We start from the raw sequence: 13,482 nt of genomic DNA on the forward strand, positions 1-13,482 counted from the left end.
TAATAAAAATTATCTGAAGGATTTAATTATTTTATTTAGAATTTTTTAAACTTTTCCTAATGTATAAAGTTGTTCTAAGTTTGGAGAAACACTTCCTCCAGTTGGTTCTAAAGTAATTCCAAATGCTTCTGCATCTTGAGCGTTATCAACTTTGAATACTTTAGTATTGTCAGCTGTAAAGTTATCTAAGACTCCAATACTTGTTGGTGTTAATGGAGTAAGTTTTAAAGCCCAAACTTGATATACTTTTCCTTTTGGCGGAGTAGGTAAACCAGCAACATCAACGTAAACTTCTTTTGTGACTTTATTATAATATGCTTTTGCGTAAGATTCTGGAGAAACAGCTTGTCCAGCCAGTGCAACAGCTTGATTATTATTATCTCTAACAATGGCTAAAACTGTTTCTGCTTCTTTTTTCTTAAGTTCTAAATCTACTATTGATTCTTGCATTACTGATTTTTCAGCGCCTAATTTATCAATTGTGTTATTAGTATCATTTAGTTTATTTAACTGTAATCCAAATCCAACTACAAGTACTGCTGCAGCTGCCCATCCAATATAAGATGACCAATTAGATTTAGAAGGACTCATTTTAACGACTTTGCGTTTGTCTAAAATCTGATTTCTAATTTTCTCATAATTTGTTGCAGATAACCTTGGGGCAACGCTCTGTGATAAATCAATTACAGTATTTTCTATGGCAATTACTTCTTGTCTTACGGCAGGATAGTCAGCCATCATTTGTTGGACTTCATTATTTTCTGCTTCGGAAAGTTTTCCAAAAACATATAATTCTAAAATTCCTGATTCGATATATTCTTTACTAGTCATGGATCATTTTTCTTAATTCGTTCATACAATTTCTATTGTTCGTCTTTACTGTCCCTAATGGCATCTCTAATTCATCTGACGCTTCTTGCTGGGTATAACCCTGAAAGAACAAAAGATCTATTATTTGTACACACTTTGGTTTCAGCTTCATGATAAACTCTTTTATACCAATAGCATCGATTCTATTGGTAGCTCTCGAGCTATCTTCAAGTATATGTACGAAATTATCGGAAGATAAGTTTTTTTGGCTGTTGTTAAAGTTTTTAGAACGTAATTTGTCGATGGTTGTATTTCTAGCAATATTAAGCATCCATGTATATAAACGACCTTTAGATTCATTATAAGAATCTATGTTTTTCCAGATTTTAACGAATACTTCTTGCAGCACATCTTCTGCTTCTTCAGTATTTCTAATAAGATTATAAATCACTCCATATAAACTTTTTGAATAGTTATCATATAATAGAGTAAAAGATTTATCATCTTTTTTTAGTAATTCCTTTATTAATTCTTCTTGTTCCATAGTGGTAAAAGTAGTAAAAAAATAAATAATAAATTTTTTTTCATCTTTTTTAAAACCAAAACGAAAGTTCTCTCGTAACTGTAGTTATAAATCTATTATTGAAATGTGTATCGCATACATTTAATAAGGATAAAAATAATTTAATAATTTAAAAACTAACAAAATGAAAAAATCAAAAATTTTATTAGGGTTGGCTTTAACGGGAGTTTTAGCAATTACTTTAATTGCAGCGGATCACATTGATGCCCCAGCTGTTGCAGGAGGAAAATCAGACATTACTGATTTTTATGCTTTTCAAGGTTCAAATACAGACAATATGGTGTTTGTAGCAAATGTTCAAGGTTTAATTACGCCAACAGCAAGTTCATCAGCTTCATTTGATGAAAATGTAATGGTAGAATTTAACATTGACAACAATGGAGATAATGTTGAAGATTTAGTTATTCAAGCAATTCCAAGAAATGGAGTTATGTTTTTCTTTGGTCCTGTAGCACCAGGAACAGCAGGAACAACTAGTATGGTTAAAACAGAAAAACCTTTAGGAAGTATATCTATTACTCCATATGGAAGTGAACCAATTATTACTACAAATAATGGAGCGAAAATGTTTGCTGGTTTAAGAGATGATCCGTTCTTCTTTGACTTTGGTCAGTATTCTGCAATTATTGCTGGAACTGCAACTTCATTTAATAATCCTGGTTCAGATACATTTGCAGGTTCAAATGTAATGTCAATTGTAGTTGAGTTACCAAAATCTCTTTTAGGAGGTACAGGAACATTGAATACTTGGGTTGAAACTAAGAAAAAATAATTTTTACAAACACTTTAAATAATAACAATATGAAAACAATAAAAAATATAGTAGCTACGGCTTCAATTCTAACATCAATTTTATTTGTTGGATGTAGTGATGATGATAGTTTTACATCACAACCGATTGATTCGCAAACTGAAATTGATTTTAGTGGAACTTATACACAACAAGATCAAATGGGTAGACCAGCCATTAACACAGTATTTGTAAGTTCTGGTAACAAAGATGCTTTTAATACAACTACACCTTCTGCAATGGGTGCAAGTTTTCAATCAGCTTTTCAAACGAAACTTTTAGCTTTAAATGCAGGTTATACAACAAATTTATTAGGTTTAGATGCTCCAACTTTCACATCTGTTTTAGCAACTGACGTTTTAAATGTTTCTACAACTGCTCCAACAACTTTTTATGATGGAACAAACGTTTTAACTGGAAGAGCTTTAGGAGATGATGTTATTGATGTGGAATTAATTTTAATCTTCGGTGGGCCAATGGCTGCTGATAATCCTGGATTAACTTCGGATAATGTAGGATCAAATGACAAAGCGTTTTTAACATCTTTTCCATACTTAGCATCTCCTTGGTAGAATTACTTTTTAAAAGAGCGTAGTTTTTAATTACGCTCTTTTAATTTTCAAACAAAACAAAACAAAATAAAAACCTACCTACAATGAAAACTAACAAAATAATAAAGCTGATTTTACTTTTAGTAATACCATTCGTGTTTTCTAATTGTACATCCAAAAAATCAAATCAAATTACTAATAAAGAAGATTATAAAGCTTATTTAGAAGTAAATGATAACAAAAAACTACAAGATATAAATAAGGAAATCGAATTTTGGCAGACGAAATTTGATGCTGCACCAAATCAGTCTTCTTATTTAATAACTTTAGCTTCTCAATATTCTCGATTATTCGAAATTAAAGGATCAATTGATGACTTATACAAAGCTGAAAAACTTTTATTAGAAGCAAATGAAAAATTTGTGGAACAAAACTCAGGAATACACAGAGCAATTGCTCGCAACTATATTTCTCAACACCGTTTTAAAGAAGCTTTATCACATTTAGAAAAAGCAGAAAAATTAGGTGAAAATAGAATGGGAACCAATAAAATGCTTTTTGATGTTTATATGGAATTAGGAAGTTATGATTCGGCTAAAGAAAAATTAACAGCTATTCAATTACCTAATGATTTTGATTATTTAATTCGTTTAGCGAAATGGAATGATCACAAAGGTGATTTAGATACAGCTATTTCTAGTATGGAAAAAGCATTAAAAATTGCTGAAAATGAAAATAATAAAGGTTTAAAAATTTGGGTTTATTCTAATATTGGAGATTTTTATGGTCATGCTGGTAGAATTGATGATTCCTACAAGTATTATCTAAAAACGTTAGAAGAGGACAATAACAATACTTATGCTTTAAAAGGGATAGCTTGGATATCTTTTTCTCACGAAAGAAATCCAGAACAAGCTTTAGAAATTATAAATACTATTGAATCAAAACATTTAGTACCTGATTTATATTTATTGAAAGCTGAAATTGCAGAATTTCAAAATAATAAAGTTGAGGAAGCAAAAGCTATTAAAACTTATAATGAAATTCTAGCTTCACACGATTATGGTGACATGTATAACAAATACAATGTTTTACTTATGGCCGAAAAGCCATTACAAGTCGATGCAGCCTTAAAAATTGCTCAAAAAGAAATCGAAAACAGACCAACACCAGAATCTTATGATTTATTGGCTTGGAGTTATTTCAAAATTGGAGAAAAAGAAAAAGCTTTGGAAATTATTGAGAAATATACAATAGGAAAATCTTTTGAACCTAATATTGTTTATCATAACGCAGAAATTCTAAAAGCAAATAATAAAACAGCTGAAATTGCTCCAATGAAAAAAGAATTATTAGCTAGTATTTATGAATTAGGTCCAAGTTTAGAAAGCAAGATTAAGAACTTATAACAAAATCAACATGAAATTTTATATAACAGTATTGCTACTGTGTTGTTACTCTATAGTTTCAGCACAAATAGCGAAAGGAAAAATTATGGATTCTGATGAAAGTATTTTAAGTGAAGTTTACATCATTAATCTTAATTCAGACTCACATTCACACACTAATGATTTAGGTGAATTTAGCATAGAAAAAACTCAAAATGGAGATGTTTTACGAATCAGTAAATTAGGCTATAAAACTAGTATTGTTTCAGTTGATGATATTAATCTAGGATTATCAGTTATTTTGGAAGATGATATTATTCAACTTAATGAAGTAGTTTTAAGTTCTGGAATCAATACAACAAATAATATCACTAAAATTGATTTAATGACAAATCCAGTCAATTCTTCTCAAGAAATTCTTAGAAAAGTTCCAGGATTATTTATTGGACAACATGCTGGTGGTGGAAAAGCTGAACAAATATTTTTAAGAGGTTTTGATGTTGATCACGGAACAGATGTCGCACTAAGTGTTGATGGAATGCCAATAAACATGGTTTCTCACGCGCACGGTCAAGGCTATTCGGATTTACACTTTATTATTCCAGAAACCGTTAATAAAATCGATTTCGGAAAAGGACCTTACAAAGCCAATCAAGGAAATTTTGCAACAGCGGGATTTGTGAGTTTTCAAACGAAAGATAAATTAGACAATAGTTCTATTACATTAGAAGCTGGACAATTTAATACAACGCGTATGGTTGGACTTTTTAACCTTTTAGAAAACAACAAAAAGCAAAATGCTTACATTGCAACTGAATATATATTGACAGATGGACCTTTTGATTCACCTCAAAACTTCAACCGATTTAATATTTTTGGAAAGTATAATGTGCAATTAGATAATTCGTCAAATTTAACACTACAAGCTTCAAGGTTTTCAAGCCGTTGGGATGCTTCAGGACAAATTCCAAACCGTTTAGTAGACAATGGAACTATTTCTAGATTTGGTGCTGTTGATGATACAGAAGGAGGTTTCACAAGTAGAACAAACTTTATTGTTTCACATCAAAAATCCATTGACGAAAATACCTTTGTAAAAACTAATGTGTTTTATTCAAAATATGATTTTACACTTTTTTCAAACTTTACATTTTTCTTAGTTGACCCGATAAATGGTGATCAAATTAAACAAAAAGAAAGCCGTAATTTATATGGAGCAAATACAGAGTTCAATAAAAAAATATTTTTAGATGAAACTGTTGTTTCCTTACAAAGTGGAGTAGGGTTTAGAGCGGATGAAATTGATGGAATTGAATTATCTCGTACTTTAAACAGACAAGAAGTTCTTGAAAATATTCAGTTAGGTGATATTGATGAATCAAATATGTACGGTTATTTTAATTCAGAATTCAAATTCAATAAATTTAAAATTGCACCAGCTATTCGATTAGATTATTTTAAATTTAATTACCAAGATGCTTTAGAACCAATGTTTAAAACATTATCAACAACTGCAGTTAAGGCTTCACCAAAATTAAATTTGAGTTATTCTCAAAGTAATAATGTCGAATATTTTATTAAATCTGGTTTTGGATTTCATTCGAATGATTCAAGAGTAGCTTTGCAAGAAGACAAAGAAGTTGTACCAAGTGTTTTTGGAGTTGATGTGGGAAATGTTTGGAAACCAACTCGTAATTTAATTATCAATACAGCTTTATGGACTTTGTTTTCTCAACAGGAATTTGTCTATGTTGGTGATGCTGGAGTAGTGGAAGCTTCAGGAAAATCTAGAAGATATGGAGTTGATTTAGGTTTCAGATACCAATTAAGTGATTATGTTTTTGCTGATTTTGATGGAAATTATGCTTTTGCAAGAACTGGAGTTGATTATGAAGAATATATTCCTTTAGCTCCAAAATTTTCTTCAACAGGTGGAATTACTCTAAAAGATTACAAAGGTTTTTCTGCAGGAATCAAATATAGATATTTAGGTGATAGAGCTGCAAATGAAGATAATTCAGTAGTTGCCAAAGGATATTTTGTATCAGATTTTAATGTGAATTATAAAATAAACAATTTTAATATAGGATTAACAGTTGAAAATATTTTCAATACCAAATGGAATGAAACACAATTTTTAACCGAATCAAGATTACAAAATGAAGCTCAATCGGTTGAAGAAATTCATTTTACACCAGGAACACCATTTTTTGCAAAAATAAAAATAGGGTATAGTTTTTAATGATCGGTAGGATGATTGTTATGGATTAGTTTTTATTTTGTTTGCGTCAGTTTAAGTCTTTATTTGATCTTAAGCTGACGTTTTTTTTGTACTAAAATCAAATTATCTATCTTTGCCCAAATGGAAAAATTAGACTTACTTACTTATCTAGAAGGGTTTCTTACAGATAACAGAAAACAACGTTTTTTAGACGTTTTATCAAATAGAACAAAACATTTTACTATTGCTGTTGAAGATGTTTTTCAAATGCATAATACAAGTGCTGTTATGCGTAGTTGTGAAGTTTTTGGTATTCAAGAACTAAATATTGTAGAACAAAGATTTGGAAAAGCTATTGACAAGCAAATTGCAATGGGTGCCCAAAAATGGGTTGATATAAATGAACATGCTTCTAGTCAGGCTTGTATTGATGATTTACGTCAAAAAGGCTATCAAATTATCGCTACAACGCCACATAATGAATCTTGTACGATTGAAAATTTTGATATTTCAAAACCTTCTGCCTTATTTTTTGGAACTGAAATAGATGGTTTATCTGATGAGGTAATGCAACAAGCTGATGGTTATTTGAAAATTCCTATGGTTGGTTTTACAGAAAGTTTAAATATTTCTGTTTCAGCTGCAATTATCATTCAAGATATTACAAACAGATTGCGTAATTCAGATATAAATTGGCATTTATCTGAAGAAGAAATTCTTGAAAAACGTATCGATTGGGCTAGGAAAACAATTAAAGATATTAAAAATGTAGAAGGTAGGTTTTATGAAAATCTATAAGCGTTTTAACATTTTATATTCTTCATAACAACCACTTATTGCATCTAGAATTTGTAAATCATTGGCAGATTTTATAAAGTCTTGCGAATAATTGCATTTTTCTAATATTAAAGGAATATCATCTTTATCAATTTCTAACAAAGAAGCTAATGTTTCTCTATCATATTTAGTAGCTAAAAGCTTTCTAATGTCTTCATTTGCTTTCATTTGTTTTAGCTTTTTCATTTCTTTCGTTTTTTTACTAAACGTATTATATAAAAAATCTGCAGGATTTAACACCGAACGAACAACTCTTCCTAAAGCATTTGGAGAACGGTCACCTACTTCATAAGCAGCTAGTAAACCAGTAATATTGGCTCTGTAGTTTTCGTTAACAGGAATGATTTTAGTATCAACTTCAAGATAACCAGTAAGATTGTATTGCGAAAGTTTGATTTCGTCTAAGACATAAATTTTTTCGGTAAGTTTAATTTTTGTAGTACTATTTTTAATCCAGTCGTTTGTGATTACAGTTTTTACAGTTTCAAAACCTAAATAAGTAAAAATTATAGTATCATTTACAACACCTTCAATTTCAAATTGACCGCTTCCATTTGTAACAGTACCTTTTACCTGAGTTGTGTTTATGACATGTACATTATTCATTGGGAGTAATGTTTCAATACTTACAACTGTACCTTTAACTTTCTCAACAAGCACCACCGAATCATTTTTGGTTTGAGAAAAACCAAAAGAGGTAACTAAAAGGCATAAAAAAACTACAAAATATCTCATCTTTTAAATATTGACTCAAAAATACGAATCAATTAGAGATATTTTGCAGTTTTATAAGAATATTAACTATTTATTCGCTTCTTCTTGAGCGTTTAGCTTTTTCAAAAAATCCTTTTGATTCTCCTTCAGAGCTTTTTCTTTCTCTTTTTGGAGCATCTGATGAAGATGAACTTCTTCTTCTTTCACCACTTCCAGAACCTGAATCTCTTTTAGTAAAATTTCTGTTTCCGCCATCACGATTTCCACCGTCACGACTTCCTCTAAATCCACCACCAGAACTTCTTCCGCCACCAGAGCTTCTTCCACCACCACTTCTTCCGTTGTGATCTCTTCTTCCGCCACCGTCATTTTTAGAAATTTCAACGTTGATTCTTCTTCCATTCATGTCAAAACCATTGATTACTGACATAACTTTTTCCATGTGTTCTGCGTCTGTATTAAAGAAAGAGAAACCTTCTTTTACGTCTACTTTGAATACATCATCTCTACCTAAATCAAGGGTTTCTTTTAAGAAATCTTTTAACTGCATCCAGTCGAAATCATCTCTAGATCCAATGTTGATAAAATACCTAACATCATCACCAGCTTTAAATTCTCTTGGTTCAGAACTTCTTTCACTTCTTTCACCAGAACCTGATAAATCACGTTTCTTTTTGTAATATTCTAAAAATCTGTTGAATTCTACAGAAACTATTTTTTTAATTAATTCTTCTTTATCTAATCCAGATAAAACATCATTAATAGCAGGTAAATAGTTGTCAATTTCGTGATCAACTTCTGTATCGTTAATTTTATTAGCTAAATGCAATAATTGTATTTCGCATATTTCAATTCCAGAAGGAATAGTTTTTTCTTCAAATTTTTGTTGAATGATTCTTTCAATAGAAGAAATTTTACGTAACTCACTTTTCGTAATAATTACGATTGAAGTTCCTGTTTTACCAGCACGACCAGTTCTACCAGAACGGTGATTGTACGTTTCAATTTCATCAGGTAATTGATAATTTACTACGTGAGTAATATCATCAACATCAATTCCACGAGCAGCAACGTCAGTAGCTACAAGCATTTGAATTTGTCTACCTCTAAAAGATTTCATTACACCATCACGTTGTGCTTGAGATAAATCTCCATGCAAAGCTGCAGCGTTATAACCATCTTCAATTAACTTTTCAGCAACTGATTGTGTATCACGTTTTGTACGACAGAAAACCACAGAAAATATATCTGGATTTGAATCGGCTAAACGTTTTAATGCTTCATATCTATCACGAGCATTTACTACATAAAACTCATGTGATACAGTTTTAGATCCTGCATTTTTGTGTCCTACAGTTACTTCAGCTGGTTCTTTCATGAATTTCTTTGCAATACGAGCAACTTCAGCTGGCATTGTTGCAGAGAATAACCATGTGTTTTTATCTTCTGGAGTATCTGATAATATAGCAACTATATCTTCATAGAATCCCATGTTTAACATTTCATCGGCTTCATCCAAAACACAAATATTTATGTTTTTAATGTTTACCAATCCACGATTAATCATGTCTTGCATTCTACCTGGAGTTGCTACAATTACATGTGCTCCTCTCTTAATTTCTCTTGCTTGTTCTGTAATGCTTGCACCACCATAAATTGCTACGGTGTTTAAACCTTTAATGTATTTCGCATAATTCTTCATTTCGTTTGTTATTTGCAAACAAAGCTCACGAGTTGGCGATAAGATTAAAACTTGAGTGTTTCTATCTTCTACATTAATTTTTTGGATTGCTGGAAAACCAAATGCTGCTGTTTTCCCTGTTCCTGTTTGTGCTAAAGCAACTAAATCTGTGTTTTTTTCTAATAAAACCGGAATCGCTTTTTCTTGCACTTCTGACGGATTTTCAAATCCTAGATCCTTAATCGCCAGCAGTAACGATTCATTCAGACCTAATTGTTCAAATTTATTCATAAAGTATTTTAAATTGGGTGCAAAGGTATTGATTATAAGTGGGATATGCTAATTATTTGTAAAATGTTCAATTTCAGCTCTTTTAATCTTAAAATTAACTCAAATTGATTCATTAAGCAGTTAAATATTTTCTACTTTTGTCAGGTTTTAATTAAATAGGTTAAAAAATGTTTCAAATTTTAGATATAATAGGGGTTTTTGTTTTTACTATTTCTGGAGTTTTATCTGGATTGAATAAAAAACTTGATGCATTTGGTGTTTTTATAATAGCCTTTGTAACAGCACTTGGTGGAGGTACTTTGCGTGATATCCTAATAGGAAAAACTCCAGTAGGTTGGATGGAAGACTTGACCTATTTATATATAATTGTATTAGCTTACTTTATTACTATATTTTTTAAAAGACATTTAGAAAAATTGCGAATTTCATTGTTTTTGTTTGATTCAATAGGATTGGGTGTTTTTACTATAATTGGGATAGAAAAAGGAATTGAATTTGGATTGCATCCAATAATATGTATTGCTCTTGGAACAATAACCGCAAGTTTTGGTGGGGTTATTAGAGATATTCTATGTAATGAAATTCCGGTTATATTTAGAAAAGAAATTTATGCAACGGTATGTATTTTTGGTGGAATTATGTTTTTTGTGTTGCAAAAAATTAATTTAAATCATGATATTTTGTACTTGATAACATCATTGTTTATGATTTCATTTAGGCTTTTGGCTGTCAAATATAAATGGTACTTACCTTCGCTATATCAAAAAGTTTAAATTTTAGAAAGAAAAGTTATAAGTTTCTTAACAGCAATTCCTCTGTGACTTATAATTGCTTTTTCATCAATAGATAATTGAGCAAAAGTACGAGTATCATTTTCTGCAACAAAAATTGGATCATAACCAAAACCTTGAGTTCCAATTTTTTCTTTAATAATGTTTCCTTTTGCGATTCCAGTAAAAAGATGTTGTTCTTTGTTAAGATTTAGAGCAATGACGGTTTTAAATTGGGCTTTTCTATTAGAGTGTTTTTCTAAATTAAAAAGTAATTTATCCATATTGTCATTGGAGTCCTTTTGTTCACCAGCATATCTTGCTGAATAAACTCCAGGTTCACCGTCTAAAGCATCTACTTCTAAACCAGTATCATCTGCAAAACAATCATAACCATATTTTTCTGTGACATAATTTGCTTTTAAGATTGCATTTCCTTCAATAGTATCAGCAGTTTCTTCAATTTCTTCTTTGCAACCAATGTCTTCTAAACTTAAAATAGTAATCGATTCAGGTAGCATTTGTTGAATTTCAATGATTTTATTTTTGTTGTTGGAAGCGAAAACGAGTTTCATAATATTAGATTTTATGATTTTCAGATATAGGATTTTCAGAAACTGAACTTGCCTAAAAGTACAAAAGCCGATCTGGAGCGATCGACTTTCATGATGAACGTGTAACCACATTGCTGTGTCGTTCGGGTGCAAATATACATCCATTATTTAATATAAATCTAATTTTTTATTCTTTTTTTCGAGTTAGTGATAGAAACGGCATCCTTTTGTAATTTATTTTTTTCTTAAAATAAATAAATTACAAAAGATATAGTGGATAGCACGTTGCAAAACAGTTGGTTAGTGTTTATTACTAAATTTTGATGTTTTGCAAACTCCCAAAAATAAATTAGTATAAACTTTTTTTTATTTGTACTTTTGCCGAGTTTTTAAAACTATATTTTAAGATATTATGGTAAAAGATTTATTTGCAAGAATACAAGAAAATAAAGGTCCATTAGGGAAATGGGCATCGCAAGCTGAAGGTTATTTTGTTTTTCCAAAATTGGAAGGTGAACTTGGTCCAAGAATGAGGTTTAAAGGAAAAGAGGTGCTTAACTGGTCGATTAATGACTATTTGGGTTTAGCAAATCATCCTGATGTTAGAAAAGCTGATGCTGATGCTGCTGCTCAATATGGTGCTGCTTATCCAATGGGTGCTCGTATGATGAGTGGTCATACCGATATGCACGAACAATTAGAAAATGAATTAGCAGCTTTTGTACAAAAAGAATCGGCTTATTTGTTAAACTTTGGTTATCAGGGGATTATGTCATGTATTGACGCTTTAGTGACTAAAAATGATATTATTGTTTATGATGTTGATGCTCACGCATGTATTATTGATGGTGTTCGTTTACATATGGGAAAACGTTTTACTTACAGGCATAATGACTTGGAAAGTATGGAAAAAAACTTGCAACGTGCTACAAAAATGGCTACTGAAACTGGTGGTGGAATTTTATTCATTACAGAAGGTGTTTTTGGAATGCGTGGTCAACAAGGAAAATTGAAAGAAATTATTGCCATGAAGGAAAAATATAATTTCCGTTTATTGGTTGATGATGCTCATGGTTTTGGTACTTTAGGTAAAACTGGTGCTGGAGCAGGTGAGGAGCAAGGTTGTCAAGACGGAATTGATGTTTATTTTTCAACATTTGCTAAATCTATGGCAAGTATTGGTGCTTTTTTAGCAGCTGATAAAGAAATTATTGATTATTTAAAATATAACTTACGTTCTCAAATGTTTGCTAAATCTTTGCCAATGATTCAAACTGTTGGTGCTTTGAAGAGATTGCAATTATTGAGAGATAATCCAGGTTTAAAAGATAAACTTTGGGTAAATGTAGATGCCTTACAAAACGGTTTAAAAGCAAGAAACTTTAATATTGGTGATACAAATACATGTGTAACTCCAGTTTATCTTGAAGGAAGTGTGCCAGAAGCAATGGTTATGGTAAATGATTTAAGAGAAAATTACGGTATTTTCTTATCGATTGTAATTTACCCTGTGATTCCAAAAGGAATAATCTTGTTGAGAATGATTCCAACGGCTTCACATACTATAGAAGATATTGAAACTACTTTAAGTGCTTTTGAAATAATTAGAGAAAAATTAGTTAACGGAACTTATAGAAAAATTGCAGAAGCAACTAAGGTTGATATGGACGCATAATTTATAGATTTTCTGATATTCGGATTATAGATTTTCAGAATTTTACTTATATAAAAAACCCAATGCTATTTATTTAGTATTGGGTTTTTTATTTCAAAAACAGCATTATTTAGGTTGTCTTCATCTATTTTAGCCGAAATAAGTTTAAAGTTGTTTCGTTCTAATAAAGTTTTAGAATTTTCATTTTTTTGATGAGTATAAGCTTCAATTAAATCTAAATTTAAAGTTGTAAAACCATAGTCTAAAACAGATTTTAAAGACTCACTCATAATTCCTTTTCCTTGAAATTTTGGTTCTAAATCATATCCAATTTCGGCAGTTTTATTATCTTCAGAAAAATTCCACAAACAAATTGTCCCAATAATTTTCGGTTCATTTTTTAAAGTTATTCCCCAAGTAATTGATTTATTGGTTTCAATGTTTTCATTTATTTGCAGGATAAACTTTTTAGCTTCTTCAATAGTCTTTGTTTTTCTATGTTCTGGTCTCTCAATAAATTTATTGATTTCTTCATCTGAACGTAGGTATAAAATAATTTTACAGTCTGATTCTAAAACTCTTCTAAGGATAAGATTTTTTGATTCTATTTTTGGAAATGGGATGAAGTTCATTTTATT

The 13,482-nt window shown here is 30.4% G+C and carries 13 protein-coding genes; 7 read left to right on the forward strand and 6 right to left on the reverse strand.

Annotated elements, in window-relative coordinates; genetic code table 11:
* Window positions 1-45 precede the first annotated feature (45 nt).
* Both G507_RS0103730 and G507_RS0103735 read right to left on the reverse strand, forming a co-directional pair.
* Complete coding sequence (locus G507_RS0103730) at window positions 46-831, reverse strand: anti-sigma factor (RefSeq protein ID WP_026716226.1); 786 nt, start codon at window positions 829-831, stop codon at window positions 46-48.
* Window positions 824-1,354: an RNA polymerase sigma factor gene (locus tag G507_RS0103735; protein ID WP_026716227.1), complete on the reverse strand. Its 531-nt coding sequence runs from the start codon at window positions 1,352-1,354 to the stop codon at window positions 824-826. Before G507_RS0103735 ends, G507_RS0103730 begins: the two co-directional genes overlap by 8 nt.
* A gap of 163 nt (window positions 1,355-1,517) precedes the next feature.
* Between G507_RS0103735 and G507_RS17925 the strand changes: the two genes are divergently transcribed.
* The 5 genes from G507_RS17925 (at window position 1,518) to G507_RS0103760 (ending at window position 7,141) form a co-directional block, all read left to right on the forward strand.
* On the forward strand, window positions 1,518-2,165 hold the full coding sequence (locus G507_RS17925; protein ID WP_026716228.1) for a DUF4331 family protein: 648 nt from the start codon (window positions 1,518-1,520) through the stop codon (window positions 2,163-2,165).
* A complete protein-coding gene (locus G507_RS17930) occupies window positions 2,165-2,755 on the forward strand; it encodes a DUF4331 family protein (protein WP_415776895.1) in 591 nt (196 codons plus the stop codon). Before G507_RS17925 ends, G507_RS17930 begins: the two co-directional genes overlap by 1 nt.
* A gap of 83 nt (window positions 2,756-2,838) precedes the next feature.
* Window positions 2,839-4,143, forward strand: coding sequence for a tetratricopeptide repeat protein (locus G507_RS0103750; protein ID WP_026716230.1), 1,305 nt, complete (start codon window positions 2,839-2,841; stop codon window positions 4,141-4,143).
* Window positions 4,144-4,153: 10 nt separating this feature from the next.
* The gene (locus tag G507_RS0103755) at window positions 4,154-6,364 is read left to right on the forward strand and encodes a TonB-dependent receptor (protein WP_026716231.1); all 2,211 of its coding nucleotides are present in this window, start codon (window positions 4,154-4,156) and stop codon (window positions 6,362-6,364) included.
* 120 nt (window positions 6,365-6,484) lie between these two features.
* Window positions 6,485-7,141 (forward strand): TrmH family RNA methyltransferase, encoded by a 657-nt coding sequence (locus tag G507_RS0103760; protein ID WP_026716232.1) that lies wholly within the window; start codon window positions 6,485-6,487, stop codon window positions 7,139-7,141.
* Here the strand turns inward: G507_RS0103760 and G507_RS0103765 are convergent.
* Together G507_RS0103765 and G507_RS0103770 are read right to left on the reverse strand one after the other, a co-directional pair.
* The gene (locus G507_RS0103765) at window positions 7,136-7,915 is read right to left on the reverse strand and encodes a carboxypeptidase-like regulatory domain-containing protein (RefSeq protein ID WP_026716233.1); all 780 of its coding nucleotides are present in this window, start codon (window positions 7,913-7,915) and stop codon (window positions 7,136-7,138) included. The two genes, G507_RS0103760 and G507_RS0103765, sit on opposite strands and share 6 nt — an antisense overlap.
* Window positions 7,916-7,985: 70 nt before the next feature.
* Window positions 7,986-9,866, reverse strand: a complete 1,881-nt coding sequence (locus G507_RS0103770; RefSeq protein WP_026716234.1) for a DEAD/DEAH box helicase — start codon at window positions 9,864-9,866, stop codon at window positions 7,986-7,988.
* 167 nt (window positions 9,867-10,033) lie between these two features.
* Here G507_RS0103770 and G507_RS0103775 point away from each other — a divergent pair, with 167 nt between their 5' ends.
* On the forward strand, window positions 10,034-10,639 hold the full coding sequence (locus G507_RS0103775) for a trimeric intracellular cation channel family protein (RefSeq protein WP_026716235.1): 606 nt from the start codon (window positions 10,034-10,036) through the stop codon (window positions 10,637-10,639).
* On the opposite strand, the gene G507_RS0103780 is transcribed toward G507_RS0103775, so the two are convergent.
* Window positions 10,636-11,211, reverse strand: coding sequence for a non-canonical purine NTP diphosphatase (locus G507_RS0103780; RefSeq protein WP_026716236.1), 576 nt, complete (start codon window positions 11,209-11,211; stop codon window positions 10,636-10,638). The two genes, G507_RS0103775 and G507_RS0103780, sit on opposite strands and share 4 nt — an antisense overlap.
* A gap of 391 nt (window positions 11,212-11,602) precedes the next feature.
* Between G507_RS0103780 and capB the strand changes: the two genes are divergently transcribed.
* Window positions 11,603-12,865, forward strand: a complete 1,263-nt coding sequence (gene capB / locus G507_RS0103785; protein ID WP_026716237.1) for a cysteate-C-fatty acyltransferase — start codon at window positions 11,603-11,605, stop codon at window positions 12,863-12,865.
* A 65-nt stretch (window positions 12,866-12,930) separates the two neighbouring features.
* On the opposite strand, the gene G507_RS0103790 is transcribed toward capB, so the two are convergent.
* On the reverse strand, window positions 12,931-13,476 hold the full coding sequence (locus G507_RS0103790; RefSeq protein ID WP_026716238.1) for a GNAT family N-acetyltransferase: 546 nt from the start codon (window positions 13,474-13,476) through the stop codon (window positions 12,931-12,933).
* Between the last annotated feature and the right edge of the window lie 6 nt (window positions 13,477-13,482).

The organism is Flavobacterium gelidilacus DSM 15343 (assembly GCF_000422685.1).
GTDB lineage: Bacteria > Bacteroidota > Bacteroidia > Flavobacteriales > Flavobacteriaceae > Flavobacterium > Flavobacterium gelidilacus.

Excerpts from the sequence above, each read along its gene's own strand:
- G507_RS0103730 (WP_026716226.1), bottom strand. The coding sequence starts at position 831 with ATGACTAGTAAAGAATATATCGAATCAGGAATTTTAGAATTATATGTT.
- G507_RS0103735 (WP_026716227.1), bottom strand. The coding sequence starts at position 1,354 with ATGGAACAAGAAGAATTAATAAAGGAATTACTAAAAAAAGATGATAAA.
- G507_RS17925 (WP_026716228.1), top strand. The coding sequence starts at position 1,518 with ATGAAAAAATCAAAAATTTTATTAGGGTTGGCTTTAACGGGAGTTTTA.
- G507_RS0103750 (WP_026716230.1), top strand. The coding sequence starts at position 2,839 with ATGAAAACTAACAAAATAATAAAGCTGATTTTACTTTTAGTAATACCA.
- G507_RS0103755 (WP_026716231.1), top strand. The coding sequence starts at position 4,154 with ATGAAATTTTATATAACAGTATTGCTACTGTGTTGTTACTCTATAGTT.
- G507_RS0103760 (WP_026716232.1), top strand. The coding sequence starts at position 6,485 with ATGGAAAAATTAGACTTACTTACTTATCTAGAAGGGTTTCTTACAGAT.
- G507_RS0103765 (WP_026716233.1), bottom strand. The coding sequence starts at position 7,915 with ATGAGATATTTTGTAGTTTTTTTATGCCTTTTAGTTACCTCTTTTGGT.
- G507_RS0103770 (WP_026716234.1), bottom strand. The coding sequence starts at position 9,866 with ATGAATAAATTTGAACAATTAGGTCTGAATGAATCGTTACTGCTGGCG.
- G507_RS0103775 (WP_026716235.1), top strand. The coding sequence starts at position 10,034 with ATGTTTCAAATTTTAGATATAATAGGGGTTTTTGTTTTTACTATTTCT.
- G507_RS0103780 (WP_026716236.1), bottom strand. The coding sequence starts at position 11,211 with ATGAAACTCGTTTTCGCTTCCAACAACAAAAATAAAATCATTGAAATT.
- capB (WP_026716237.1), top strand. The coding sequence starts at position 11,603 with ATGGTAAAAGATTTATTTGCAAGAATACAAGAAAATAAAGGTCCATTA.
- G507_RS0103790 (WP_026716238.1), bottom strand. The coding sequence starts at position 13,476 with ATGAACTTCATCCCATTTCCAAAAATAGAATCAAAAAATCTTATCCTT.